This window comes from Myxococcus sp. CA039A, from assembly GCF_013336645.1.
Lineage (GTDB): Bacteria > Myxococcota > Myxococcia > Myxococcales > Myxococcaceae > Myxococcus > Myxococcus llanfairpwllgwyngyllgogerychwyrndrobwllllantysiliogogogochensis.
Genome location: NZ_JABUMQ010000157.1, coordinates 1 through 24,941, shown reverse-complemented (window position 1 = coordinate 24,941; position 24,941 = coordinate 1). Strand labels below are relative to the sequence as shown.

Annotated in this window: 19 protein-coding genes; 11 read left to right on the top strand and 8 right to left on the bottom strand. The window is 68.8% G+C overall.

Going from position 1 to position 24,941, the window contains the following annotated elements; translation table 11 throughout:
- Window positions 1-409: 409 nt before the first annotated feature.
- Window positions 410-3,211: a hypothetical protein gene (locus tag HR086_RS25115; RefSeq protein ID WP_174466860.1), complete on the bottom strand. Its 2,802-nt coding sequence runs from the start codon at window positions 3,209-3,211 to the stop codon at window positions 410-412.
- 309 nt (window positions 3,212-3,520) lie between these two features.
- Between HR086_RS25115 and HR086_RS25110 the strand changes: the two genes are divergently transcribed.
- Window positions 3,521-4,543: an AraC family transcriptional regulator gene (locus tag HR086_RS25110; RefSeq protein ID WP_141643048.1), complete on the top strand. Its 1,023-nt coding sequence runs from the start codon at window positions 3,521-3,523 to the stop codon at window positions 4,541-4,543.
- 7 nt (window positions 4,544-4,550) lie between these two features.
- On the opposite strand, the gene HR086_RS25105 is transcribed toward HR086_RS25110, so the two are convergent.
- The gene (locus tag HR086_RS25105) at window positions 4,551-5,381 is read right to left on the bottom strand and encodes a LysR family transcriptional regulator (protein WP_174466859.1); all 831 of its coding nucleotides are present in this window, start codon (window positions 5,379-5,381) and stop codon (window positions 4,551-4,553) included.
- Between the two features lie 95 nt (window positions 5,382-5,476).
- On the opposite strand from HR086_RS25105, the gene HR086_RS25100 reads away from it, so the two are divergent.
- The gene (locus HR086_RS25100; RefSeq protein ID WP_254626466.1) at window positions 5,477-6,355 is read left to right on the top strand and encodes a pirin family protein; all 879 of its coding nucleotides are present in this window, start codon (window positions 5,477-5,479) and stop codon (window positions 6,353-6,355) included.
- A 91-nt stretch (window positions 6,356-6,446) separates the two neighbouring features.
- On the opposite strand, the gene HR086_RS25095 is transcribed toward HR086_RS25100, so the two are convergent.
- The 3 genes from HR086_RS25095 to HR086_RS25085 are packed head-to-tail and all read right to left on the bottom strand — an operon-like array spanning window position 6,447 to window position 8,733.
- A complete protein-coding gene (locus tag HR086_RS25095; RefSeq protein WP_174466858.1) occupies window positions 6,447-7,160 on the bottom strand; it encodes a double-CXXCG motif protein in 714 nt (237 codons plus the stop codon).
- Between the two features lie 13 nt (window positions 7,161-7,173).
- Complete coding sequence (locus HR086_RS25090; RefSeq protein ID WP_174466857.1) at window positions 7,174-7,851, bottom strand: TIGR02269 family lipoprotein; 678 nt, start codon at window positions 7,849-7,851, stop codon at window positions 7,174-7,176.
- A 12-nt stretch (window positions 7,852-7,863) separates the two neighbouring features.
- On the bottom strand, window positions 7,864-8,733 hold the full coding sequence (locus HR086_RS25085) for a GNAT family N-acetyltransferase (RefSeq protein WP_174466856.1): 870 nt from the start codon (window positions 8,731-8,733) through the stop codon (window positions 7,864-7,866).
- Window positions 8,734-8,975: 242 nt separating this feature from the next.
- Here HR086_RS25085 and HR086_RS25080 point away from each other — a divergent pair, with 242 nt between their 5' ends.
- The 3 genes from HR086_RS25080 (at window position 8,976) to HR086_RS25070 (ending at window position 11,971) form a co-directional block, all read left to right on the top strand.
- Complete coding sequence (locus tag HR086_RS25080; protein WP_174460510.1) at window positions 8,976-9,998, top strand: linear amide C-N hydrolase; 1,023 nt, start codon at window positions 8,976-8,978, stop codon at window positions 9,996-9,998.
- 180 nt (window positions 9,999-10,178) lie between these two features.
- Window positions 10,179-10,922: a hypothetical protein gene (locus tag HR086_RS25075; protein ID WP_254626465.1), complete on the top strand. Its 744-nt coding sequence runs from the start codon at window positions 10,179-10,181 to the stop codon at window positions 10,920-10,922.
- A gap of 137 nt (window positions 10,923-11,059) precedes the next feature.
- A complete protein-coding gene (locus tag HR086_RS25070; protein WP_174466855.1) occupies window positions 11,060-11,971 on the top strand; it encodes a hypothetical protein in 912 nt (303 codons plus the stop codon).
- A 10-nt stretch (window positions 11,972-11,981) separates the two neighbouring features.
- Here HR086_RS25070 and HR086_RS25065 read toward each other — a convergent pair whose 3' ends face one another.
- On the bottom strand, window positions 11,982-12,962 hold the full coding sequence (locus HR086_RS25065; protein ID WP_174466854.1) for an NADP-dependent oxidoreductase: 981 nt from the start codon (window positions 12,960-12,962) through the stop codon (window positions 11,982-11,984).
- A gap of 199 nt (window positions 12,963-13,161) precedes the next feature.
- Between HR086_RS25065 and HR086_RS25060 the strand changes: the two genes are divergently transcribed.
- The 5 genes from HR086_RS25060 to HR086_RS25040 all read left to right on the top strand — a co-directional run bounded on the left by HR086_RS25060 (window position 13,162) and on the right by HR086_RS25040 (window position 21,240).
- Complete coding sequence (locus HR086_RS25060; RefSeq protein WP_174466853.1) at window positions 13,162-13,632, top strand: hypothetical protein; 471 nt, start codon at window positions 13,162-13,164, stop codon at window positions 13,630-13,632.
- Window positions 13,633-13,750: 118 nt separating this feature from the next.
- Window positions 13,751-14,836, top strand: a complete 1,086-nt coding sequence (locus HR086_RS25055; protein WP_141643040.1) for an AAA family ATPase — start codon at window positions 13,751-13,753, stop codon at window positions 14,834-14,836.
- A complete protein-coding gene (locus HR086_RS25050; protein ID WP_174466852.1) occupies window positions 14,836-17,148 on the top strand; it encodes a DUF5682 family protein in 2,313 nt (770 codons plus the stop codon). Before HR086_RS25055 ends, HR086_RS25050 begins: the two co-directional genes overlap by 1 nt.
- On the top strand, window positions 17,145-18,356 hold the full coding sequence (locus tag HR086_RS25045) for a VWA domain-containing protein (protein ID WP_174458195.1): 1,212 nt from the start codon (window positions 17,145-17,147) through the stop codon (window positions 18,354-18,356). The genes HR086_RS25050 and HR086_RS25045 overlap by 4 nt, the downstream gene beginning before the upstream one ends.
- Window positions 18,349-21,240, top strand: a complete 2,892-nt coding sequence (locus HR086_RS25040; protein WP_174466851.1) for a HEAT repeat domain-containing protein — start codon at window positions 18,349-18,351, stop codon at window positions 21,238-21,240. Before HR086_RS25045 ends, HR086_RS25040 begins: the two co-directional genes overlap by 8 nt.
- A gap of 75 nt (window positions 21,241-21,315) precedes the next feature.
- On the opposite strand, the gene HR086_RS25035 is transcribed toward HR086_RS25040, so the two are convergent.
- Together HR086_RS25035 and HR086_RS25030 are read right to left on the bottom strand one after the other, a co-directional pair.
- Window positions 21,316-22,146 (bottom strand): alpha/beta fold hydrolase, encoded by an 831-nt coding sequence (locus HR086_RS25035; RefSeq protein WP_174466850.1) that lies wholly within the window; start codon window positions 22,144-22,146, stop codon window positions 21,316-21,318.
- 121 nt (window positions 22,147-22,267) lie between these two features.
- A complete protein-coding gene (locus tag HR086_RS25030; protein WP_174460505.1) occupies window positions 22,268-23,518 on the bottom strand; it encodes an AAA family ATPase in 1,251 nt (416 codons plus the stop codon).
- A 146-nt stretch (window positions 23,519-23,664) separates the two neighbouring features.
- Here HR086_RS25030 and HR086_RS25025 point away from each other — a divergent pair, with 146 nt between their 5' ends.
- Entirely contained in the window at window positions 23,665-24,705 is a 1,041-nt protein-coding gene (locus HR086_RS25025; protein WP_174466849.1) for a hypothetical protein, read from the top strand.
- Window positions 24,706-24,941: the final 236 nt, after the last annotated feature.

Sequence of the window (24,941 nt, the reverse complement as noted above, 5' to 3'; positions counted from 1 at the left end):
TATAAGAGACAGCCACCATCCAGTCCACCGTCGGTGAAGGTCTCTCCTCCATCCTCGCGGTGGCCACCATCTCCCCCTCCGTCCTCCACCACGCCCGGCCCAGAGTCCCGCTTCCCTTCATCCTTCGAACTCGAGGAACCACACGCCGCCGCCATCACCAGCAGCAGGAGCCCCATCCCCGCATGAACATGCTTTGCTTGCATGCCGCACAGGATGGCACAGCCAACTCCTGGCGTCCCAAGACCCAGACACGCGCCCCGCGGAATCCTTTCCTCACGCAACTATTCCACGAGGCGCCGTCAGCATTCCTTCCCATCCACGTCCTGTGCGCGGCCTTCCACACAACGCGTCCGTCTTTGAAGCCCCGCGAGGAGCCCGACAGTCTCCTCGCGGGGGGGCCCTCGGACTGCTAGCGATTGAGGCCGATGCGCGGACCCGAGCCCGGCGGCACGCAGGTGTAGGTCACCTCCTGGCCCGCCGTCTTCGCGTAGTTGCGCAGCGTCGCGTCCGTCACGTTCGCCGCCGTCCCGTCATCCGGCGTGAAGGCATTCGCGGCCGGACTGAAGAGGAAGCCCTTCACACGCCCCCCCAGCGCCACCCTGGCCACCAGGTCGCACTCCGTCACCGCTCCCCCCAGGACCTTCGAGGTGAACGGCGTGCGCGCGCGCTGCAACAGCAGGTCGATGCGCGGACCCACGCTCGCGGAGTTCGTGTTCGTCAACGTCACCTGCTGACCGACAATCGGCGCCAGGTCCGTGTCGAACGCGAGCAACAACTGCTCCACATCCCGCCGCGTCGCATCCGGGTTGTTCAACGGGAAGCCCACGCCGATGCTCGGGATGAACACGATGGCCGACAGGAACCGCGCCGCGGTGTCCACCGCGCCGTCATGCACGAAGCCAAAGCCTCGCACCTGGTCCCCCGTCCAACCACTGTCCCGCGCCAGGAAGAAGGGCGTCGTCGGATTCCCGAACATGCCGACCTTCTGATACATGTTCCGCAGGTGCGGAATCTTCACAATCTGCGGGATGTTCTCGAAGCTCACCCGACCATCCGTCCCGAAGAAACCCTGGGAGGCGTCGATGCGGTGACACCCCTCACACGTGAAGCCCAACCCCTCTCCAAACGGAATGCCGTCCGCGCGACGCGAGCCCGAGTAGAAGTTCAGGCCCCGCTGCTGCGCCGCCGTCAATGAGTTGTCCAGGTTGCGTACCGGGTTCGGAGGCAACTGCACTTGCAGCTGGAAGTCGGTGAAGCGCTGCATCTCCGCCACCGTGGGCATGCTCGCCCGGCCCAGCAGCCCCTCGAACGCGACGATGAAGTTCATGAACGAGAGGTTCGGGTCCAGCTGCCCCACGCCGAAGAAGCCGTTGGAGCGGTCCCCTCGCCAGTGCATGGCTCCGGAGTTGACCATGCCGCGCAGGGTCTGCGTCGTCATGGGGCCCTTCATCGGGTGGAAGTCCTCCACGTTGCCCGAGCCGTTGATGTGCGGCTTCAAGAGCTCCGCCGCCCCCAGCAGGCGCCCCGGAATCGTGTTCTCCACCACGTCCTCATCCGGGTTGCCCAAATCCCATGCGAGGTCGTCCATGTCGCCGAAGATGTGGCAGCTCGCGCACGAGGCCTCGCCGTTGGCGGAGAGCGTCGTGGCGTCGTAGAGCACCGGCCGCCCCTGCACCACCGCCGCGGGCTCCGGGTTGGCCAGCACCTGCTTGCCCAGCTCCGCGCGCGTGGCCAGGTCGATGACCTTCACCGCGTTGTCGAAGCGGGTCATCACATAGAGGCGGTTGCGCGCCTCATCCAGAATCAGGCCGCTGGGCCCACCACCGCTGACCGGGATGTACGCCGCGCTGTTCAACGTCGGGTTGAAGCTGTCCGCCTCCAGGGCCTGCGTGTCGAACACGCCCACCTTGCTGGAGCTGTACGCGGCCACGTAGAGCTTCCGGCCATCGCGGCTCACCACCATGTCCAACGGCATGGAGAGGCTGTGCGCCTTCGCCGCCGGGTCGAACCCGGGCTCGTTCGCCAGCTTCGAATAGTCCAGGTGCTTGTTCAGGTGCCGGGGCAGCACGCTGCCTCCGAGGATGGCGGTGATGCGCGTCTCCGCCAGGTGGCCCTGCACCGTGGTGCCGCCGTAGTTGCCGGGGCCCTCGAAGCGGACGTGGTTGAAGGCCTCCGTGTTGGACACGTACACCGTGCCCGTCACCGGGTTGGTCACCATGTTGAACAGCGTGGTGCCCACGTGCGGATAGGCGGCCTTCTGGCCCAGCGTGTTCGCGTCGAGCGCGAAGACGTCCTGGTCCGGCAGCCGGAAGCGCACCGCGTTGTTCCAGTTGCGCCCCAACTCGTCCTGCCACTGGCTGGACTGGTTGTTGTACTTCACGATGAGCGCCACCTCGGGCGCGGGCACGCCCTGGTGGTTGGTGGCCGGGCCCGGGCTGCCGCCAGGGTAGATGGAGCCATTCACCAGACAGGGCAGATAGGGATTGAAGCCCTCGCACACCGCCTCCTCCATGATGGAGGTCGTCTGGTTGCCAGACTTGAACACGGCCGCGTACACCGTCTGCCCATCCGGGCTCACCGTCAGCGCGCGAGGCGTGTCACCGAACAGGTTGAGGATGCGCACCGGCGTGCCACCCAATGTCGTGCCCAGGTTCGCCGGGTCGAAGACCCAGACGTCCGCGCGCCCCACGCCCGGCGTGGTGAGCTGTGGATCTCCCGCACCCGGCACACCCGCAATCGAGGCGTGCGTGCGGTGCTGTCCACGGTGCGCCGTGGTGATGAACGCCCGGCCCCCCGTACCCGCGAAGACGATATCTCTCGGCTCGTCACCCACCAGCAGCGTGCGCACCACGCGCGGCGTCCCCGAGAGAGACACGACGCTGACACTGTCCGACAGGTGGTTGACCACCCAGACCTCGCTGTTGCCTCGCGGCGCCACCGCCACGGGCTCCAGTCCCACGGGAACCTTCGCCTGCAGCGCGAGCCCGGAGGCCCCCACCGTGAAGATGGACAGGCTGTTGTCCGGCGTGTTCACCGCGAACAGCCGCGTGCCATCCGGTGACAGCGCGAGCGGACGCACATGGCCACTCTCGAAGGCGATGAAGGACGGAGCCGCCGCGTGCGCCGGGGTGAAGGCCGGCGACATGACGGCGAGCAGCGACAGCGCCGCCAGCAAGGACTTCTGGATGCTTCTGAGTCTCGGGGGAGTCATGGGGAGGCCAGACCTCTGGGTATGACGAGGGGGACGACGCACACGCCGACCAAGGCGCGGCGGGGCATCTGCCGACGGAGGGGTGAAGCCAGAATGTGAGCGGGGTGGAAAAGCGTGGAGCCTTTGAACCGCTACGCTTGAGGCGGTCTACAGACAGACATGATGCGACGCGTCACGAGGAGGGCACACGATGCGAGGGCAAGCATCCTCACCTCCGACATGGCAGGATTCCCAGGAAGACAAGGTACTGGGGGAGGCGCCTTGGGTGCTTGCTCCGTTCCGCCAATTCCTTTGACCAAAGGCGACAACATGAGCTCTCCGGCGACCATGTTGACGAGCTGGGCGCTGGCGCTCCACCGCACGCTGGAGCTGCGTGGCGTGGACTCGCATGCGCTGTTCGTGCAGGCGGGACTGAACCCGGGGCTGCTGGGAGACGCCAACGCGCGCTATCCGCAGGCGGGGATGACTCGACTGTGGCGACTGGCGGTGGAGCGCTCGGGAGAGCCGGCCATTGGACTGGCGATGGCGCGGCAGGTGAGCCCCACCACGTTCCATGCGGTGGGCTACCGGCTCAATGCCTCCAGCACGCTGCGCGAGGCCTTCGAGCGACTGGTGCACGCGGTGGCGCTGGTCTCCGACGCGCTCCGGCCGGCCTTCACCCGGGACGGGGACTGCTATCAGGTGATCCTCTACGACGGGGGCGAGGGGCCGCACCTGTGCGAGGAGGAGACGGACGCGGTGGCGTACCTGCTCGTGCGCTTCTGCCGGGTGGTGTACGGCAAGGAGCTGTCACCGCGCGAGGTGCTGCTGCGCCGTCCGGAGCCCTCGGACCTGACGCCCTACGCGAAGCTGTTCCGCTGCAAGGTGACGTTTGGAGCGAACGCGGACGTGCTGGTGTACGAGCGGCCACCGTTCGAGGTGACGTTGCCGGGAGCGAACCCGGAGCTGGCGCGCATCAATGATGAGCTCATCACCCGGCACCTGGCCCGGCAGGCGGGGCAGGACGTGGTGGCTCGGGTGCGCGCGGTGCTGCTGGAGTTGTTGCCCCAGGGAGAGCCGTCGCAAGAGAAGGTGGCGGAGCGGCTGCATATGAGCGCGCGCAGTCTTCAGCGGCGACTGGTGGACTCGGGCTCGGGGTTTCGCGAGCTGCTCGCGGAGACTCGCCGGACGCTGGCCCTGTCGTATCTCTCCGAGCCGGGGCGTTCGGTGAGTGAGATTGCGTATCTGTTGGGCTTCTCTGATGTGAGTACGTTCACCCGCGCGTTCCGGCGGTGGACGGGACAACCTCCGAGCCGGTTCGGGATGCCTGCTCGGGCGCGCTCGGGTTCGTGAGAAGGACTCATTCGACGAAGGCGCCCTCCGTCGCGCGCAGCGCGGCGAAGAGGTCCCGCTGAACCTCGCGAAGCTCCTTCGGGATGCCACGGGCCATCGGCGCGAGGAGCCAGAGGGGTGGCCCCGCGTCGAGCTCCCTCTCGAACTGGAGCCGGGCGTCTCCGTGCGTGAGGAAGGCCGGGAGCGCGGCCCGTCCCAGGCCAGCGGAGCACGCATCGCGCATGGCCAGCAGTGAGCTGCACGTCACGGCACCCGGTACGTCCTTGGGGACCTCGCGCCACCAGCTCATCGAGGCCCTGGCGCGCAGCTCAACGCTCGGCTGCAGCCAATCCGGCGCTCCGCCGCGAGCGCGATAGACTCCGACCTTCAACCGTCCAAGCCGTCGTCCGCGCAGCGCCCCGCTCGGGTTTTGACCGGGACGCAGCGCGAGGTCCACCTGACCTGGCAGCAGCTCCAGTTCGTCGTCACTCACGAGCACCTCTACCGCCTGCGCGGGCCTGGCCTTCGCGAGCGCGAGGAACAAGAGCGGGGCCAGCACGTCGCTCGTCGTGATGACCACGGTTCGTTCCCGGCCCCGTCTCTCCGCCCCTACGAAGTCCTCGATGTCCCTCGCGGCCACGCGCATCGTCACGGCCCGCTCCGCGATTCGCAGCGTCAGCGCGCTCGGCACCAGGCGCGCGCCCCTCGCGAACAGAGCCGTGCCAAGGCGTGCCTCCAGCGCCGCGACCCGCCTCGACACCGAAGAATGTCGGAGCGACAACTCGCGTCCGGCGGCCTCGACGCTGCCAGTGCGAACCAGCGCCTCGATGGTCTGAAGCTCGTCCCAGGAGATGTGCATTCTCGCACATCTTCTGTGCGTCCATCCGGAGGTGTCAAACGAGCCGGGCCGGGCTAACTCCTTCACCGCGCATCCCAGCGCGGGAGGAGACGAACATGGGCAGACACCGGGACCGCCCCTTTCAAGGCGAGGACGTCGATGCGCTCCTCCGGCTCAACGCCGACGACTCGCTTCTCGCCGCCGCTGACGAGGCCCACGTCGTGAAGCTCTCACGTCGCACGTTCGTCGCCGGAAGTGCCGTGGCCCTCTCCGGTTGTCACACCGATAGGAACCTGCCCATGCCGCGCCTCGAACACCGCACGCTCGCATCGCTGCCTCGCACCACGCTTTCGTGGCTCTCGCTCCGGGACCACTTCGTCGCAACGGTGGGACCCCACTCCGGCCAGGGTCGACCGCTGGGGCCGCTGCTCGTCCTCGCGGATGCGACATTCGCCCCGAAATCGCGGTTCCCGCTTCACCCGCACGAGGAGATGGAGATCCTCAGCATCGTCGTGGACGGGACGCTCTCGCATCACGGAGACCAGGCGCACGGCGCGACGATGGGACCGAGGACCGCGCAGTTGATCTCCGCGCGGAGCGGGATGATGCACGCCGAAGGAAACGACACAGACCGGCCGACGCGGATGCTCCAGTTGTGGTTCCGGCCGCACACCTACGGCGGCCCCCCTGCCTACTACTCGCGCCAGCTCTCGGATGACGGGCGTCAGCTCATCGCGGGCGACGAAGGGATGCCTTTGCGCGCCGACGTGCGGGTCTGGTGGCTCCCGCTCGTCGCGGGCCGGCCCGAGCGACTGACGCTCGACCGCGCCCGTAACGGATACCTGCTCGCGACGACGGGACCGCTCCGGGTGGAGGCGCTCCAAGGAAGCTCGGGTGTGGACCTGGCGCTCGGCGAAGGCGCCGTGCTCGGCGAGGGCGCCGTCACCGTGACAGCGGACACCGCGAGTTCGGCGCTCTGGATTGACCTTCCTTGAGGCGCTGGCTCCGAGGTCTCGTGGTGGCCCTCCATCAACGAGGCCTGAGCATGAGTGCTCGGCCTGCATGCGGAAGTGGGTGGACTCGGGCTCAGCGGGTTGGCAGCTCTCGGAACGTGAGGCCGTCCAATTCGAGGCGGAGCACGGCGTCCCTGAAGCGCTCCGTGCCCACAATCACCGTGGCGTAGTTTCCCACCCGGAACAGGTCCAGCGCTGGCGGCAAGGATGCCGCGTCCAGGATGGGCTCATCCGGCAGCCGGAAATAGACCCGGCCACAGGTTGCGCACGGTGGAGACACCTCCGGAGGAATACAGTCCGGGTGCAGCCGGCCATGCGGCTCGAGTTGGAGCTCCAGCAGCTCGGGTGGGTCCTTCTGCCGGAACCGCAGCTCCGTCCGACAGCCCAACAACCCCTTTACTCCTTCCGCCTGGAGCCGCTCCAGCGCGTCCCGGCGAACCACCCAAACCATGTCCCCCTGGGACGTGAACGGACCGAACTTCCCGGAGGCAGAGCCCACCAACGGGCCGAAGAGTGTTCCGGGAGGCAACATGGCCTGCGGCGGGGCCAGTGGCCGCACCAACTCACGCAGACGCTCGAACTCAGGATAGGGCTCGGAGCGGGCCTTCTCGAACTCGCTGCACTCAGGCAACTCCGACAGGTCCACGGAGGGATATTGGTGCCCTGAACTCGCCCACGTGGCACCGCACGTGTGGCACCGCACCCCGGGCAGCCCCCACTTGTGCGCGGCGTCGAAGCCAGCTGTGACCGCTGCCCTGTCTTCGCGCAGCCGAAAGTACCGGGTCATGTGTCGCAGGCTCTCACGCGCCAGGGCGGGAATAGTAGGGCTGAATGGGACCGCCCATCAGGTCGAACCGGTAAATCAACTCTCCCGCGAACTTGAACATCTCCATGGGGCTGGCGTTCTCGTTGTTCGCCCTGAACTCACGCCACGCCTCGTTCCAAGCTCCTCCTCGCCCCGTGCCCGTGCCGTCATGGATCCGCCGATGGACGGAGAGCGGAATGGGCATCGTGTAGTGATGGATTTTCAGGCCCTGCCGTTCGAACCACGCGGCCAGGTCATTCGCCTGCGGAAAGATGTGGTGCTTCTCCCAACGCCCCGCCGTGAGCTGGCGTGACGGAGGGATGACTCGGTCCGGAGCACCGTTCCAGTTGGGGAACGTCATGATGGAACCCGGAGGGAGCTTCTGCGCTCCGCCCCAGTTTCTCCTAGGACCACTGCCCGGTGCCGCCGCTGCAGCGGGTGGTCTCGACGGAGGAAAGCGCGCCAGCTCCACGGCTACCGGCGTGTCCTCGCAGCGATAGAAGCCGCAGGTGTCACCCAGGCACAGCAGGGTTACACACTGGTCTTCCTCTGGTGCCTGACACTCCAGATCGGCCTCGTCCCAGGCCTGCTGCACGGGTGGCTTTTCAACCGTGGAACAGCCGAGCCAGGACACCGCGACCAACGCAAGCCATTGGACGTAAGGGATTCGCATGGGCCAAGCCCATCACGTCCGCGCCATCACCGGGAAGCGATTGGCTCCCGCGGGCAGCGAGAGGTTGCGCACGAAGAGGTCCGCCTCCATGTCCTCGCCAATCACTTCCGCCCCAGGCCACCACCGCTCGGGCGTGAAGCCGAACTGGACCGCCTTCACGGGCTCGTCCACCAATCGTGACAAATGCGGACGCAAATCGAAGCCCTCTCGCGCGAACACATCCTCGATGTAGAGCGTGCCGTCCTCGACGCCCGCGAAGACCCACGCGTCCTCGCTCAGCTTGCGCAAGGGCCGCGCGAAGTTCGCCGCCGCGTACCAGGTCGCGATGTGTCCATGCCGGCGCGCACCGAAGCGCTCCGTCACCGGGACGCCCTCCTCCGCCAACGCGACGAGCCTCGCCCGCACCGACGCCTCGGACACATCCAACACCGGCGCGGGCTCCCCCCTCGGCGTCACCTCCAACGTGACGCCGAACAACGTCTGCTCCCGGGGCTCGAAGCCAAAGCGCGGATAGAAGTCGAGCACCTTCTTGTTCGCGAACAGCACCACCGGCGCGTCCCCACACGCCTCCATCGCCGCCTCCATCGCCACCCGCGCCAGGCCCTGCCCCCGACGCTCGGGCACACACCCCACCGCACCCAATTGATAGCCGACCACCTCGCGCCCCTCCACGCGCAGGCACATCCGCATCACGGAGGCATTCGCCACCACCCGGCCCTCGTCCACCACGCTGAACGCGCGGTAGTCGTCCGTCCACTCGCCCCAGGCGCACCAGCGGCGGAAGTCCACCGTGCGGAACACCTGGGGCACGTACTCACAGAAGGAGGCTTGCAGCGCGGAGGCACGGTGGTCGATGGCCACCACCCGAGGAACTTTCGACATGGGACGCATGAACATCACAAACGCCCGCCTGTTGGGAAATTCCCCGGAGGCGCCGCGTTTTTCGGGGACGCACGTGCCTTCCGCGAGAACGCACGCCGTGGCCGCTCGCGTGCGATAGGCAACACGCCCGGGGGCACGAGACCCGCGTGCGATTTCAACCGCTGGGAATCGCTGACAGGACGGCGGATGGCGCGGCGGCTGCACAGGGCCGCCCTCGCCAACCCCACACAAGGAGCCGTCACATGTGCACCGACTTCCTCGTCGTCGCCTCGGACAAGAGCGTCGTCAATGGCCGCAGCATGGAGTTCGGCGTCGACCTCGACTCGAAGCTCCTGGTCCGAGCCCCCGGTGAGAAGTTCGTCTCCCCTTCCCCCAAGGGACTCAACGGCCTGACGTGGACGACCACCTACGGCTACGTCGGCCTCACCGCCAAGGGCAGCCTCCCCATCATGGTCGACGGGCTCAACACCGCCGGCCTGTCCACCGGCAGCCTGTGGCTGCCCGAGTCCCGCTACCCCAAGGTCACCGACAACGCCAAGGCCCTCACCCTGGCGCAGTTCCCCGGCTGGCTGCTCGGCAACTTCGCCACCGTGGCGGAGGTGAAGACCGCCCTCCAGGAAGGCGAGGCCCAGGTCTGGGAGAGCGACTGGCTGGCCCAGTACCTCCCCCTGCACTTCCCCATCCACGACGCACAGGGCAACAGCCTGGTCGTCGAGTTCCTCGATGGCGAGATGCACCTGCACGACAACCCCGTCGCCGTGCTCACCAACGCGCCGCCCTTCCCCGTCCAACTCCAGAACCTGCGCGACTACGTGGGCCTGTCCCCCTGGGACGCGAAGCGGGTGGAGCTGGGCTCGGAGACCTTCGCCCAGCCCGGCCACGGCAGCGGCCTGCGCGGCCTGCCCGGGGACCCGATGCCACCTTCCCGCTTCGTGCGGGCCGCGTACCTCAAGCAGTTCGCCCGGCCCGTCGCCAACGCCACCGAGGCCACCAGCCTCGCCTTCCACCTGCTCAACACCGTCGACATCCCTCGCGGCACGGTCCGCTCGCTCGATGAGAAATCCCTCAAGGAAGAGGACGACTACACCCAGTGGACCGTGGTCAAGGACCTCACCCACACCGTCCTCAACGTGCGCTTCTACGAGGACCTGCTCATCTACTCGGTGAACCTCAAGACGCTCGACTTCAAGGGCGCCAACGGCAAGACCTTCGCCGTGCCGACGAGCCCCGCATCCATCGACATCACCTCCAAGCTGACGACCTGAGCCGCGGACACCGCACGAGTCCCAAGCTTCGAGAAACACCCCGCGACAGGCCCGTCCCCGTGATTTCCGGGGGCGGGCTGTTTCGTGTCAGGATTGAATGTGCAACCGGTGCACGCGTCGATGCGCCACTCCGCCGGGCTTCCCCAGCGCGGACCCATTCCCATCCTAGGAGCAAACCTCATGAAGCGGCTCATCCAGGGACTGTCCCTGACGTCTCTGTGTCTCTCGCTGGTGGCCTGTGGCGCGAGCAAGTTCTACACGCTGCCCGTCGCGGCGAACGATGCCTCGGCGACCAAGACGTCCATCGGAGTCTGTGCCCTGGAGAGTGGCCTCGAGTCGCATTCCGTGGACACCACGGCCATCGCCGTCACCTACGATGCGACCTCCACGATGTACTACCGTTACAATGGTAACGACGCGTACACCTTCCAGGTCTCCGTGGACGACAAGCAGGTTCCTCCGGCGGAGTTGGAGACGAAGCTCACCACGGTGCGCAAGAAGGGCGAGGAGCTGTACCTCTGCGCCCAGGACCGCATCAACCCGCGCTTCGTCGCCGCCCCCGCCCATGAGCCGTCCCAGACGAACGTCACCATCAACCTGAACGCCCCTGGCGCGAACTCGGCGGACACCGTGTCGGCCGGCGCGTCGGTGTCGACGAACACGAACACGACCTCGGCCACGACGACGTCCTCCTCCGCGTCGGTGAACCTGAGCGAGGGCACCTGCGCCCGCGCCGTGGACTGCTATGCGCGGCTGGCCAAGACGGTCTGCGAGGGCGCGCAGGACTGCAGCTTCAAGGTGGAGATCTCCGGCAACGACGAGACGGGCTGCCGTGACGCGCTGCTCCGCGTCCCGGACCTGCTCCAGCCGTTCAAGATGATTCGCCCCAACCTCTCCGCGCCGGCCGTCTGCCGCGCCGAGTAGTCCCCAAAGACAACCCGCCTCCGGCGCCGTGCCGGAGCGCGGGCGACAGCGGCCTCCGGTTTCCCAACCCGTGAGGCACGCGGAGTGGACTACCTTGGGCCCCCTCGCCGTGAGCCGAGGCGGGACGGGGTGGTGCCATGAGAGCGACACGCGGACATGTGCTGCTGGGGCTTCTGGTGCTGGTGGGGCTGACGGCCGCGGGCATCGCCGGAGTGACGCTGCGTTATCGGGCCCCTCCGGCTCCCGCCCTGGCGTGGCTCGTGGGAGGGCTGCTGCTCGCGACGTGGAGCGCTCGGGCTTTCTGGAAGCGCGACGCCGACGGCGCGGCCAGGCTGCTCTTGTTCTGTTTCGGGATGCCCGCGGTCGTGCTGGGCATCTGGATGGTGGCCTCCTCGAATTTCAGCGGGCTTCCTCCGTGGCTCGCGCTGGGCTGCGCGGCGGTGACCACGTTCATCGGGGTCCGGATGTGGAAGGACTGGCGGCGGGCGGAGGTATTGCCCAACGTGCTGCTCGAATGGGCGCCGGCCGAGGACGTCCTCGAGGTCGACGGCGTGCACTTCGCCGTGAGACTGGCCGCGACGGAAGAGGGGTCCGCGCCGCTGGAGCTGCACCTGATGGCGCAGGGGTGCGTGGACGCGGAGCGGGCGCTGACGCTGAAGCTGTCCGGGCCTCCCGAGTCGCGGCTGCGCTATCCGCGAGAGACGACGGTCCACCTGGAGGCGGGAGAAGTGGGCCTGCTCATCGTGCCGCTCTTCCCGGTCCCCGGGGCCCCGGCGCCCGGCAAGCTCTCCCTGCAGCCCAGCGCCCGAGGTCCCTCGGCGCCACGCCTGCGTCACTGGCGCGCGCGGCGCTACGAGGGGCCCCTCCATCCCGCGATGAGAGTCCTGGGCCTGTTCGCGGGCATCCTCGCCTGGGGTGGCGGGATGCACGTCGAGGTGGCGGGGGTATCGGAAGGGAAGCCTCCGCCACCCCAACTCCCCGAGGCGCGCTGGAAGGTGCTGTGGCGGCCGGGCGCGGAGGAGATTCAGCAAGCCCGCGCCGCGGCCTGAGCGACAGGCTTCAGTGGATGCGCAGGGCGAGCTTGCCCAGGTGGTGCTTGCCCACGGCCTCGTGCGCGCGGCTGACCTCATCCAGCCGGTAGACCTTCGAGACCTCGACGTGGAAGGGGCCGGACTCGATGAGGCTGTTGAGGCGGCCGAGCACCTTGGGGTTCGCCTCGCCATTGTAGGCGGTCGCCTTGACGCCCTCGGGGCCCTTGGGCGCGGGCTCGACGCCATTGGGGAACGCGATGTGGCCGCCCTTCTTCACGACGGCCTTGAGCAGCTCGTTCACCTTGTCTCCCCCCGCGAGCACCAGCGCCGCGTCGAGGCCGTCCGGAGCGAAGTCCCGCACCGCCTTCGCGACGTCGTCGGAGCGGCCATCCACGGCCTTGTCCGCGCCCAGCTTCTTCATCAACTCCACGCCGTCCGCGCCGGAGGCCACCGCGAGCACCTTGGCTCCGAGCCGCTTCGCCAGTTGCACCGCGAGGTGGCCCACGCCGCCGCTCGCGCCGTACACCAGCAGCGTGGTGCCCTGCCCAACCTTGAGGGTGTCCTCCACGCCTTGGAGGGCCGTGATTCCGTCCGCCGCGAGCACGCCCGCCTGCTCCGCGCTCAGCCCCTTGGGCACGGGCGCGGTGTCCGCGGCCCTCACCGCGGTGTATTCCGCGTAGAAGCCTCCCTTCTCGTTCAGGAAGCCGAAGGCGTAGACCTTGTCGCCGACCTTGAGGTTCTTGACGCCTTCGCCCAGGGCCACGACGGTGCCCGCGCCATCCGTGCCAAGCACGTATGGGAAGGAGGCCTTGCTGCCCGGCTTGTAGCCTTCCATCTCGCCCGCGCGCTCGGCGGGGTCCCACTGGCCGATGCCGGCGGTCTCCACCTGGATGAGCACCTCGCCGGGGCCTACCTGGGGAACGGGGACGGTCTTGGTGCCGAGAACTTCCGGTCCGCCGAAGCGGTCGATGGCGGCGGCCTTCATCTGAGAGGGAACGGAGGTCTTCATGGAAATGACTCCTCGCGGGCGGAGGTCCCGCGCCGGACAGGGTTCCTCCGCAGGCTGGTCATGGGTGGGAGGAATTGCAGAGGAAGCGACGAAGCCCCAAGCCAGGGCCCGCCCTCACGCCCGCCACCCTGGCGCGGGAGGACACCAGGCTGGCGTACAGTCGCGCGGCGGATTTTCCCCGAAGATTCCGGAGGTGGAGATGTCGTCGCGAACGAAGCTGAGCTCGCTGCTCGTCGGTGGTGTCCTGCTGCTGTCCTCCACCGCTGGCAGCGCGAGCGCTCCGAGCGTGTCGCTGGGAGGAATCGAGCTGCGCGTCTTCGACCGGCAGAAGGGCTCCATCGTCACGGTGGAGGAGGCCTCGGACCCGTATGGGATGAACGTGGACGCGCTGCTGCTGGTGAAGGTGCAGGGCAAGTACGAGGGGGACAAGCCGCTGAAGCTGAAGCTCGTGGTGAGCGCGCCGAAGGAGGAGTCGGAGGCGGGTGAGCGGCGCGCGTGGAAGGTGACGCAGACGCGCGAACTGCACGTGCTCGCGGAGGGCGGCGTCACCGTGGTGCCATTCTTGATGCCCTACGAGTGCTCCTCCACCGTGAAGGTGGTCGCCACGCTGTCGGGCCCGGGCATCAATGGGAGCAAGAAGCTGGACACCGCGTTTCCGTGCGCGGAGTGAGTTGCCTCCACGCGCCGCCCACCCGGAGGCATGCGCCCTTCAGGGTCGGTTTTGCGAGGGGTATCCAAGACAACCCCTCGGATTGCGGCGTGTCAGACCGAACCGGTAGCTTGCATGCATGCCGGACATCCGACTGCCCGCCGAAGCGAAGTTCAAGACTGAGCTGGAAGCCCTCGCCGCCCATGACGACAAGCCCCGTCCTCCTGGATGGGCGCTGTCGCCTCGCGCCGTGGAGACATACATCCTCGGCGGGTCCAAGCCCGTCGGCGGCGTGACGATTACGCCCAAGTACGTCGGCGACAAGGGACTCATCCAGGTCTGCATCGCCACCCTCGCCTCGGACCGCGCGCTGATGCTCGTGGGCGAGCCCGGCACCGCGAAGAGCTGGCTGTCCGAGCACCTGTCCGCCGCCGTCAGCGGCACCTCCGCCCTCATCGTCCAGGGCACCGCCGGGACCAGCGAGGACCACCTCAAGTACTCGTGGAACTACGCGCTGCTGCTCGCGCAGGGCCCCACGCCCGAGGCCCTGGTCCCCTCCCCCGTCCTGCGCGCCATGCGCTCCGGCAAGTTCGCCCGCTTCGAGGAAGTCACCCGCACGTCCCCGGAGATTCAGGACGCCCTCATCTCCATCCTCTCGGAGAAGCAGGTCTCCATCCCGGAGCTGGGCGAGGTGGTCAGCGCCCAGCGCGGCTTCAACCTCATCGCCACCGCGAACACGCGGGACAGGGGCGTCAACGAGATGAGCGCCGCCCTCAAGCGCCGCTTCAACTTCGTCACCGTCCCCGTGGTCGAGGACCTGGAGCAGGAGATACAGATTGTGACGAAGCGCGAGGCGGAGCTGCGCAATGACTACCAGGTCGGAGTGCCGCCTCCGGAGGAGCTGTCGCGAATCCTGCTGACGCTCTTCCAGGAGCTGCGCAAGGGCGTGACGAAGGACGGCAAGACGAAGGTCCGCACCCCGGGCGCCGTGCTGTCCACCGCGGAGGCCATCAGCGTGCTGTTCAACAGCTCCATCCTCGCGGAGCAGTTCGGCGGCGGGAAGGTCACCCCGCACGAGCTGGCCGCCTCGCTGGTGGGCGCCGTGGTGAAGGAGCAGGAGGACGACGTGAAGGCCCTGCGCGAATACATGGAGACCGTCGCCAAGGGCCGCACCGGCGCGTGGAAGGACCTGTACTCCGCCAGCAAGAAGCTCCTGAGGGGCTGATGGACCTGGACCTGCTCTCCCGGGTGCATCTGTTCCCGGTGCGCCACCACTCGCCGCGCACCACGGCGGTGCTCGGGCGCTGGCTGGAGCGCGTGAAGCCGGAGGTCGTCCTCATCGAGGGGCCTTGCGATGCCTCCGACCTGATTGACGTGCTGTGTGACGCGGAGACGAAGCCGCCCATCGCGCTGCTCGGCTACCGCACGGATGACACGCCGGGCTCCGCGCTGTGGCCCTTCGCGGACTACTCCCCCGAATACGCCGCCCTGCGCTGGGCGAAGGTGAATCGCGCCCGCGCGCTCTTCATCGACATCCCCGTCGGCGTCAGCCTCGGCATGGACCGCCATGACGAGACGGCCGGTGTCGAGAGCGAGGAGGTCCCGGAGGGCGAAAGTCACGAGCACCTCCATGACGAAGAGCCGCTCACGGAGCGGTTCGCCCGCGAGCAGGGCTACCGCTCCTTCGAGGAGCTGTGGGAGGCGCTGTTCGAGGCGCCCGACTGGACGCCCGAGGGTTTCCGCCCCGTGCTGCTCGCCTGGGCGGACGTGCTCAACGCGGGGCCTCGCCAGGACTACCACCGCTGGCGCGATGCGTTCATGGCGCGCAAGGTGCTGGAGGTGGTGGCGAGCGGCGTCGCGCCGGAGAAGGTCGCCGTGGTGGCGGGCGCCGCACACATCGCGGCCTTCCTGGCCCGGGACGTGGAGCCCACGCTGGAGGCGAAGCTGCCCAAGGCGGTGCCCTGCGCGGTGACGGTGATTCCGTACAGCTTCCCCCGGCTGTCCGAGCAGCTCGGCTACGGCGCGGGCAATCGGGCGCCGCACTTCTACCAGAAGGCCCACGAGGCCCAGTGCGACTTCCGGCGCGCGACGCTGGAGGTGCTCATCGACTTCGCCGCGCACCTGCGCATGCGCGGCTTCACCGCGTCGCTGTCGGACGTGCTGGAGGCCTACCGACTGGCGATGACGCTGGCGGACCTGCGCGAGAAGAGCGCTCCAGGACTGGACGAACTGCGCGAGGCCACCGTGGCCACGCTGTGCCGGGGAGACGCGACGCATGTCGACGCGTTCCTGTGGAAGAGCGTCGTCGGTCATCAAGTGGGACGGGTGGCCAGTCGCATCGGCAAGAACTCGCTCCAGGCGGAGTTCTGGCGGGAGCTGGACACGCGCCGGCTGCCGAGCACCGACAGCGCGGAGACCTTCACGCTGCGCCTCAACAACACGGTGGAGGTCGGCTCCTCGGTGTTCCTCCACCGCCTGCGCGTGGCGGGGATTCCCTATGCGACGCTCGCGGCCACGGGACAGCAGCGCGCCTCGCCACAAGAGGCTGGCGGACAGGCGGCGCTGACGCGGGTGCGCGAGTCGTGGCAGGCGCAGTGGACGCCGTCCACGGACGTGGCGCTGGTGGAGAAAATCGTCCTCGGCGACTCGCTGGAAGCCGTGACGACCCGCGTCCTCCAGGAGCAACTGGACGCGGCGAAAACCACGGGCGCCGCCGCGGACGTCCTGTTGGAGTCGGTGATTACCGGCTGCCCGCAGACGATGGCCGCGGCCCTGCGCGCCTGTGACACGCACGCGGCCACGGACGTGGACCTTCCCTCGCTCGCCTCGGCGGCGCGCGCGCTGTCCGGACTGGTGGCCTATGGCACTTCGCGCGCGCACACGGACGTGGGCGACGAGGCGCTGGCGGTGCTCTGCCAGAAGACGTACTCCCGCGCGCTGCTGCGCGTGCGCGAGTCCTGCGCCTGCGCACCGGACGCCCTGCCTTCCGTGGTGGAGGCGCTGCGCACCCTGCACGAGGTGGCGCTGGCCCAGCCGCTCGCGGACAAGGCCGGCTGGCTCGCGGAGGCCCGCGAGCTGATGGACAGCACCACCGTGCACCCGGCGACGTCGGGACTGGCCACGGGCCTGCTGTATCTGGCGCATGAACTGAACGAGGCGGAGGTGGCGCTCATCGTCGGACTGCGGCTGTCGCTGGCGGTGGCTCCCGAGGAAGGCGCGTCCTGGCTGGAGGGCTTCCTGGGCGTCAACGCGCTGGTGCTGGTGAAGAACCGTGAAGTGGTGAAGGCCCTGGACGACTTCCTGACCAGCATCGACCCCGAGCGCTTCCGTCAGACCCTGCCGGTATTGAGAAGGGCACTGGGCGTGCTGGGTACCACCGAGCGCCGCTACCTCATGGAGAACGTGGTGGCGGTGCGGCAGCTCGGAGAAAAGGGCCGGGCCGTGAAGACGGTGCTCGAAGAGAAGGACACAGCGAAGCTCAAGGACATGAGCGCCGAGCTGGGCAAGGTGCTCGACGACCTGGACGACCTGCTATGAGCGTGGACCCCAAGGAACTGGCGGAGAAGGACCGGGATGCCCTGCTGCGCTGGCGGCTCGCGCTCGGCCCGACGGCGGAGAAGACGGGAGCCTGTCCCTCGCTGCGGGCCCTGAGCACCCAGGCGGGCTCGGTGGGCGTGGGCGGCGGAGACCTGGAGGCGTTGGATGACGCGCTCTCCTTCGTCTACGGGGAAAAGCGCGCGAGCTCATCCGGCTCGCGCCCCTACATCCCCGAGTGGCTGGGTGCGCTGCGGAGCTTCTTCCGCGACGACGTGATTGCGCTCGTCCAGAAGGACGCCATCGAGAAGAAGGGGCTCACCCAGCTCCTCTTCGAGCCAGAGACGCTGCCCTTCCTCGACAAGAACGTGGAGCTGGTGACGACGCTGGTCAGCGCGCGCGGGCTCATCCCCGACGAGGCGAAGGCGATTGCCCGGCAGATTGTCCGCGAGGTGGTGGAGGAGCTGCGCAAGAAGCTGGAGTCCTCCGTCCGCACGGCCGTGTTCGGCGCCCTGCGCAGGGACAGGACGAGCCCGCTGCCGATTGCGCGCAACATCGACTGGAAGCGGACCATCCGGCAGAACCTGAAGGGCTGGGACGCGGAGCACAAGCGACTGGTGCCCGAGCGTTTCTACTTCTGGCCCAACCAGCGAAAGCATCACGAGTGGGATGTGACGCTGGTGGTGGACCAGTCCGGCTCCATGGCGCAGAGCGTGGTGTACAGCTCCGTCATGGCGGCCATCTTCGCGTCACTGGATGTGCTGCGCACGCGCCTCATCCTGTTCGACACGGAGGTGGTGGACATGACGCCCCTGCTTACGGACCCCGTGGAGGTGCTGTTCACCGCGCAGCTCGGCGGCGGAACGGACATCAACCGCGCGGTGGCCTATGCGCAGGCGAACCATGTGCAACGGCCGGAGAAGACCCTCTTCCTGCTGATTACCGACCTCTATGAAGGCGGTGACGCGGAGGAGCTGGTGGCGCGGCTGCGTCAGTTGGTGGACTCGCGGGCGAAGGTGCTGTGCCTGTTGTCGCTGTCGGACGGAGGCAAGCCCACGTACGACCACGCCATGGCGGAGAGGCTCACCGCGCTGGGCATTCCCTGCTTCGGGTGTACGCCCAAACGACTGGTGGATGTGGTGGAGCGGGTGATGCGCAACCAGGACCTGACGCCGCTGCTGACCGCCGACAAGGAGACGCACCATGGCTGAGCCTCGCAAGGTGGCTGCCAGCAGCGGAGGGTTGACGGAAATCATCGGGGACCCCTCGGAGGTGGCGAAGGGCACTCGCATCTTCGACGACAAGCAAATCACCCACCTGTCCCGCTTCGAGAACCGGCTGTTCGCGGATGCGCTGGGCTCCGGGGCGTCGCCCTACAAAGTGTCGCTGGTGTTCGGTGACGGGCGTGAGGTGAAGGGGAAGTGCTCCTGCGTGGCCGCGCGCTCGCGCCCCTTCTGCAAGCACGCGGCGGCGCTGCTGGTGGCGTGGGCTCGCGCGCCGGAAGCCTTCGTCACCACCGATACGGCCCCGGCGGGCGCGGGAGGCCCGGCGAAGAAGAGCGTGAAGAAGGGCAAGACGGAGACGGGCGAGCTGATGAAGGCGGGCGTGGCGCAGGTGTCCACGCTGGTGCGGGAGCTGGGTCTGTCGGGCGTGACGTCCCTGTCCGAGGACCGCGCCGAGCAGGTGCGCGCCCTGGGTGAGTCGCTGCGCGCCAATGGCCTGCGCCGGCTGGCGGCGCGCACGGTGGAGGTGGCGGCCCTGCTGGAGCAGGCGGCGGCGCGGACGGGCACGTTCGAGCCCCCCGTCTTCACCGACCTGGTGGCGGACATGCTGCTCACCGCGCGCAAGGTGGAGAAGCACCTGGGCGGTGAGCCCCTGGAGGACCGCTACGTCGAGGAGCTGATTGGCAAGACGTGGACGAAGAAGGACCGGGCTCCCATCGAGGGGCTGACGCTGGTGGAGTACTCCTTCACCACGCGCACCACGCCCGACAACTTCCTCGTCCGGGAGAGTCGCTTCCTGGAGCTGGGCTCCGGAGCCCACTACACGGAGAAGCAGATCCTCCCCGCCTTCCTCAAGACGGTGGAGCCCAAGAAGAGCCACGCGGGCGTGGTGCTGGAGGAGGCCAAGGGTGGGCAGTACCCGGGCTTCCCGCCTCGGCGGCTGGACCTGGAGGACGCGAAGTCGACGCATCCGCAGGACGACTCGGCGCTGCGGCTGTTGGTGAAGATGGCGCTGCCGGACGTGGGGGCGGCGCTGGCGGCCTTCCAGGAGCACCGCAAGGACGTCTTCGCGCCGGAGCTGCTCCCCGTGGCGCTGCGGGTGCAGACGCTCCTGGCGAGCGGGCAGCGCTCACAGTTGGTGGACTCGGGAGACCGGGGGCTGTTCCTCCCGGCGGACTCGCGGCTGGAGGAGCCCTTCGCCGCGGCGCTGGAAGGGGCCACGTTGAAGGTGGTGCTGGGGGACGTGGGGCTGGAGGCGGCGCTCCCCACGCTGTTCCCGCTCGCGGTGGTGGTGGAGACACCGGAGGGGCTGGAGCTGCGCGGACTGGGGCTGCGGGAGGCAACGGAGGAGCCCACGCGGCGTCGGCGGCGTCGGGCGAAGCCGGAGGCGCCGGTGGCGGTGCCTCGCAGCGGGTGGGCGGACGCGGCGCGCGAAGCGGGGGCGTCTCGCGCGGCCATCGCCCTGGCCGAGGTGCGGGATGAGCTGGCGGAGAAGTTCTCCAACGGGCTGTCCTCGCTGTCTCCGCGCGCGGTGGAGCCGCTGGTGGCCCGGCTGAGGGAGCTGGGGTTGGAGAAGCCCGGAGCGCTGCTGGAGGCGCTGGCGCAGCGGCCCGACGCGGCGGAGCGGTTGGATGACTTCGTCAAGGTGTACCAGGTGCTCGGCATCGCCCTGGTGCGGCTGGCGGGGGCGGCGCAGGTCCAGGGGGACACGTTGGAGCCGGTGCCCACGCACCCGAGCATCCACATCCGGAAGCCCGCGGCGCCGCTGCCTCCGGGTGAGGCGCTGTTGAAGCGGGCTCGCGGAGAGCTGTCTCGTTACGAGGCCGCGGCCCATGCGGCGCACTACTACGCGAGCCTGGACGCGGACTCGCTGCTGGAGTCCCTGTATCCCGCGTGGAGCGACGGCGCGGCGAGCACCTTCGTGGCCCGGGCGGTGGCGGTACGCCCGAAGGAGCGCGTGCTGGAGGTGGTGAAGCAGGCCCTGTCCGAACATCACAGCCGGATGGTGCGCCGCACCGCCATCCAGGTGCTGGGGCAGTTGGAGGTCCATGCGGCGCGAGTGCTGCTGGACGGCATGACACGCAAGGGCCACGACGCGGGCCTGCGGCTCCATGCACGCGAGGTGTTGAACGACGTGCAGGCCCGGGAGACGGGGCCCGCGTCCATCGCGGCGCTCGCGAAGGTGCGACAGGGGAGGATTCGGCCGCTCGCGCAGCGGGCGCTGTCGGAGCCGACTCGGGAAGCACGGCTGGCGGCGGTGGACCAGCTCGAGGGGTTGGGGCTCACGCAGGCGTGGCCGGTGCTGCGGCAGGTGTTCTACGGAGACCCGTCGAACGAGGTGCGGAGACGCGCGGCCATGGCCCTGGCGTGGCTGGGGGACTCGGAGGTGCTGGACAAGTACGTGCACAGCGTGGAGGCGCGCGACACGGACGACGAGGAGGCCAAGACGGCGGTGTACGCGCTGGGGGTGCTGGGTGACGTGCGCGGCGCGGAGACACTCCTGGCGGCGTTCGTCGACGGGTGGAAGCCGGGCGTCGTGTCCGACTCGCTGAAGACCTTCGGGCTGGCGATGCTGGAGCCGGCCGTCCGATTGGCGGAGACGCGGCCGGAGGCGATGGAGCGACAAGCGTTGCGCAACCTGTTCGAGCGCTTCCCGGCGGAGGCGCTCTCGAAGGTGCTGCTGGCCCACGTGGAGGCGGCGCGAGCGCACCCCGAGCGGCTCACGCGCTTCGGGACGTATCTGAAGCTCGCGAACGAGAACATCCACGGCGCGGGCAAGGTGGTAGCGGCGGCACTGCTCGACATCCCCGATGCGGCCGGGGACAAGACGCTCTCACGCGCGGCGAAGAAGTCGCTCGGGGTGAAGACCTAGCCTCGACGCCGTGCAGGCCAACACCGCGCCGGGGCACGCACTCAGTCCCCGGCGCGAACACCGCACTGCCCCAACTCACCCCACGCGTGACGACACGTGCGGTCTCACCAGCGACTCCAGGAAGGAGCCAAGCGCGGCGTTGACGAGCGCGGGCTCCTCCACCGTGGAGGAGTGCCCCCCGCGCGGAAGCCGCGTCAGCCGCGAGCCCGGAATCAACTGGTGGAGCCGTTCGGCCTTCGCCGGAACGGTGGCCACGTCCTCTTCTCCCACGACGATGAGCGTGGGCACGCGGATGTTCGGCACCTCGTGCGACACCGCGTTGCGACGGATGACGCCGTTCACCGCGCGCCAGATATCCCGACGGTTCTCCAGCAGCCGCGCCCGCCACAGCGCCCGCTCCTCCGCGCGGTTCGGGTCCGTCAGGAACGTCCGGCCAAACATGATGCGCATCACCGGGTCCACCACCGGTCGCAACCCCGCCATCCGGGCGATGAGGTTGAGCAGCGTGTAGCGCGGCACGTTGGCCAGCGGCTCGGGGTCCGCCGACGTATCCAGCAGGCTGAGCGAGCGCAACAACTCCGGCCGGCGCGCCGCGATGCGCATCCCGATGAAGCCTCCCATGGACAGGCCGACGAAGTGACACGGCCCCAGGTCCAGCTTCTCCATCAGCCCCACGGCGTCCAGATACAGCGTCTCCATGTCGATGGTGCTCGCCTCGGGCACCGCGCTGCGCCCCTGCCCCCGGTGGTCATACGCGATGCAGCGATAGCGACTCCGCAGCGCATCCACCTGCGGGTCGAACAGCCGCGAACTCCACAACAACCCATGGCTGAACAGGATGGGCTCACCCGGACCACCCGTATCCTCGTAATGCAACTCGGTTCCATTCACAGACAGCATCGGCATGGCGGTTCCCTCCCCACGTCGCGCAGGATAGGCCAGCTCGTGACGCGACACGGCACCCGTCGTGCCGCGGTGCGCCGGCTGTCGACTCGCGGACGCCCGTGGGAGAACGGACGTGCCCGGGTTACCAGAGCCCCTGGGCCTGGAGCAGGGCCCCCATCTGTCCGGGCGCGGCGGCGCTGGCGGTGAAGAGCCGCTCGGCGGCCTCCGGCGACGGGTCCTCCCAGGTCAGCAGACCCGTGTCCTCCTCGCGACGACACACCACCAGGCTCGCGCGCACGTGCTCCGCGGACTCGAAGGCGAGCAGGTCCATCAGCACGGGACTCTGGCTGGTGAAGAAGCTCTGCCGCCCCTTGAGCGGCTCGACGCTGGCCCGCACGAGCTGGGGGTGGAGGGAGTGGGCCACCTCATCCACGACGACCACCGCGCGCGCCCGCGCCAGGTAGTGCTGGAGGGCGAGCAGGCGCTTCTGGCCATGGCCCAGCTGACGCGCGGAGACCCGCGTGTCGCCAGGGCCCAGGAAGTCCAGCTCCAGGCCCCCGAGCGTGAGGGATTCGTACTTGCCCTCGGGCGACGCCTCCAGGGGAACGAGGCTGGCCTCCGCGGAGGTGAAGCCGAGCAACCGCGACGCGTCGCGAAGGAAGGGGACGGCGTCCGACGGGACGACATACCGCGCGGAGCCCCACTGCGCCGCCGCCAGCCGCCGCAGCCCGTCCAGCAGCGCCTCCGACGCGAGCCCCGTGCCCGTGGCGAGCACACCCTCCGCCCGCCGGGAGAGGCGCAGCTCCACCTGGTAGAGCTGCTCGAAGTAGGCGAGCCCCTCGTCGAAGCGGCTCAGCCCCGCCAGGGCGGACACCTCGCGGGCCATGGCCAGCAGCGGCTCCACCGTGGCCGTGCCCTCGCCCGTCTTCTCCACCCAGGCGATGCCTCCGGACATGAGGACCAGCCACAGCCGGCCGGCGACCTCGGGAGCCAGTCGCTCCTGGACGACGAGCGAGGTGTCACCCTCGCGCGAGACGGTGACCTGGAGCCCCTCGCGACGGATGACCAGCGGCCACGCCATGTCGCGCGGCGACACGACGATGTCCATGGACAGCCCGGAGCCCGCGGGCCCGTCCTGGGGCATCACGGGCACGTTCCGAACCCGCACCGTGATTCGGCCGGTGTCCGCGCTCAGCGCGTACTCCAGTTCGAAGGGCTCCAGGGCCATGGCCGTGAAGTCCGAGCTGGCGACGGCCGCGAGGAGGTCCAGGAGCAAGGTCTTCCCCGTGCCGTTGCGGCCCAGCAGCACGTTGAAGGACGGACTGAACGACAGCCGCGTGCCGGGGTTCACGGAGCGGAACTGGTGGACCTGGAGCCACTGGAGCTTGAGCATCGTCCACCAGCCTCCCCCTCGGACACGCCAGGGTCAACCCTGCCTGTGACACAAAACGCTACTCTCGGAGAAGTCAATCAACACCCATTGTGAACAATTCTTGAGACAGTCAGGCTGCTGGTGCAACGCATTGACGGAGGTCACTCATGTCCCCGCAGCCGCGCCTGATTCGTTTCACTTCGAGGATTTCATTGCTCGCGCTCCTGGCCGCCCTGGGTGCCGTCACCTGGAGCACGCCAGCCCAGGCGCGGACGCCAGGGGGCGTCATCGGCGTCGGGTATTACGACCATCAAGGCCCGCCGCCCTGGGTCGATACGGCTTGCAAGTACACGGCGGTCTACAAACCTTGTCATTGCCCGCCCCCTACCGTCGCCAACTTCGACTCCGCCATGGGCTGTTCCAACGAGAGCCAGGCGTGGGCTGACAGGGACGCGCTGAACTCCTGTACCAACCTCTGTGCGAGGGCGGCCAAGGACTCGCCGGGGGCCGGCAACGGCAACAACAACGGCGGTGTCGCGGGACGTCCAGGGGGCTCGACGAATGGCGGCATCTCGCTCGGCGGCGCCGGCACCCTGGCGGCCCGGGAATCGGGGGGCTATGTGGGGTACGTCCCCTTCAGCCTGGAGCCCATCGGACACGCCGAGCAGAAGGAGCATCTGGCCGAGGCGCTCGTGGAGGCCACCTCCGTCCCCTGGGTCTTCCTCGAAGGGATGGGCGAGTCCATCCAGTGGGAGGACCCGAAGGGCGCGGCGGCCTTCGTCCAGGCCTACTGGAGCGACCGCGGCGCGCCCAACCCCATTGGCCACTGCAAGCACTCCCTTCAGGTCTCCTGTCCTCTCCAGGATGTGAAGCTCGGTGACAGCCTTCAGGTCTGCTCGGGGGAGAGCGACGAGGACGCCCAGAAAATCGCCGAGACGAGCTGCGCGCCGCTGCGCTACGACGCGCTGAGCCGCTCCTGGAAGACCTGGGGCCTCTTCGGCTACCACCACGAGGGCTCGTACCGCGCGCCGACCGCGACGGTCCTCGCCGTGGGTCCCCAGCAGTTCCTCGGCTTCGTGCCCTCCAGCATGGAGGCCATGGGCCCCTCCGAGGACTGGAGCAAGCTGGCGGACGAGCTGCTGGAGCGCACGGAGGGCACCAGCGTGTGGCTCGCCGGACCGCCGGAGTTCTACTCCGCCAAGGAGTAGCGACCCACCGGCCGCGCCCGCTCCGCGGCTCGCACGCGGGGCGGAGTGACGGCCCGCCCAACCCGGGAGGACGGCCCAGTCCCGCCATCCCCGGGAGCCCGGCTTGTCACGACAGGGCGCGACAGGCAGGCTCAGGGCACTTCCGACATGCGCCCTGCTCGTCCCGCCCTGCTCGCCCTCGTCCTCCTCGCATTGCTTGGCACGGCCGCGGGAGTCACCTACGCGCTGCGCCCCCC

Excerpts from the sequence above, each read along its gene's own strand:
- HR086_RS25040 (WP_174466851.1), top strand. The coding sequence starts at position 18,349 with ATGGCTGAGCCTCGCAAGGTGGCTGCCAGCAGCGGAGGGTTGACGGAA.
- HR086_RS25060 (WP_174466853.1), top strand. The coding sequence starts at position 13,162 with ATGTCGTCGCGAACGAAGCTGAGCTCGCTGCTCGTCGGTGGTGTCCTG.
- HR086_RS25070 (WP_174466855.1), top strand. The coding sequence starts at position 11,060 with ATGAGAGCGACACGCGGACATGTGCTGCTGGGGCTTCTGGTGCTGGTG.
- HR086_RS25100 (WP_254626466.1), top strand. The coding sequence starts at position 5,477 with ATGGGCAGACACCGGGACCGCCCCTTTCAAGGCGAGGACGTCGATGCG.
- HR086_RS25045 (WP_174458195.1), top strand. The coding sequence starts at position 17,145 with ATGAGCGTGGACCCCAAGGAACTGGCGGAGAAGGACCGGGATGCCCTG.
- HR086_RS25065 (WP_174466854.1), bottom strand. The coding sequence starts at position 12,962 with ATGAAGACCTCCGTTCCCTCTCAGATGAAGGCCGCCGCCATCGACCGC.
- HR086_RS25030 (WP_174460505.1), bottom strand. The coding sequence starts at position 23,518 with ATGCTCAAGCTCCAGTGGCTCCAGGTCCACCAGTTCCGCTCCGTGAAC.
- HR086_RS25095 (WP_174466858.1), bottom strand. The coding sequence starts at position 7,160 with ATGACCCGGTACTTTCGGCTGCGCGAAGACAGGGCAGCGGTCACAGCT.
- HR086_RS25050 (WP_174466852.1), top strand. The coding sequence starts at position 14,836 with ATGGACCTGGACCTGCTCTCCCGGGTGCATCTGTTCCCGGTGCGCCAC.
- HR086_RS25055 (WP_141643040.1), top strand. The coding sequence starts at position 13,751 with ATGCCGGACATCCGACTGCCCGCCGAAGCGAAGTTCAAGACTGAGCTG.
- HR086_RS25080 (WP_174460510.1), top strand. The coding sequence starts at position 8,976 with ATGTGCACCGACTTCCTCGTCGTCGCCTCGGACAAGAGCGTCGTCAAT.
- HR086_RS25035 (WP_174466850.1), bottom strand. The coding sequence starts at position 22,146 with ATGCCGATGCTGTCTGTGAATGGAACCGAGTTGCATTACGAGGATACG.
- HR086_RS25090 (WP_174466857.1), bottom strand. The coding sequence starts at position 7,851 with ATGCGAATCCCTTACGTCCAATGGCTTGCGTTGGTCGCGGTGTCCTGG.
- HR086_RS25085 (WP_174466856.1), bottom strand. The coding sequence starts at position 8,733 with ATGTCGAAAGTTCCTCGGGTGGTGGCCATCGACCACCGTGCCTCCGCG.
- HR086_RS25110 (WP_141643048.1), top strand. The coding sequence starts at position 3,521 with ATGAGCTCTCCGGCGACCATGTTGACGAGCTGGGCGCTGGCGCTCCAC.
- HR086_RS25025 (WP_174466849.1), top strand. The coding sequence starts at position 23,665 with ATGTCCCCGCAGCCGCGCCTGATTCGTTTCACTTCGAGGATTTCATTG.
- HR086_RS25105 (WP_174466859.1), bottom strand. The coding sequence starts at position 5,381 with ATGCACATCTCCTGGGACGAGCTTCAGACCATCGAGGCGCTGGTTCGC.
- HR086_RS25075 (WP_254626465.1), top strand. The coding sequence starts at position 10,179 with ATGAAGCGGCTCATCCAGGGACTGTCCCTGACGTCTCTGTGTCTCTCG.
- HR086_RS25115 (WP_174466860.1), bottom strand. The coding sequence starts at position 3,211 with ATGACTCCCCCGAGACTCAGAAGCATCCAGAAGTCCTTGCTGGCGGCG.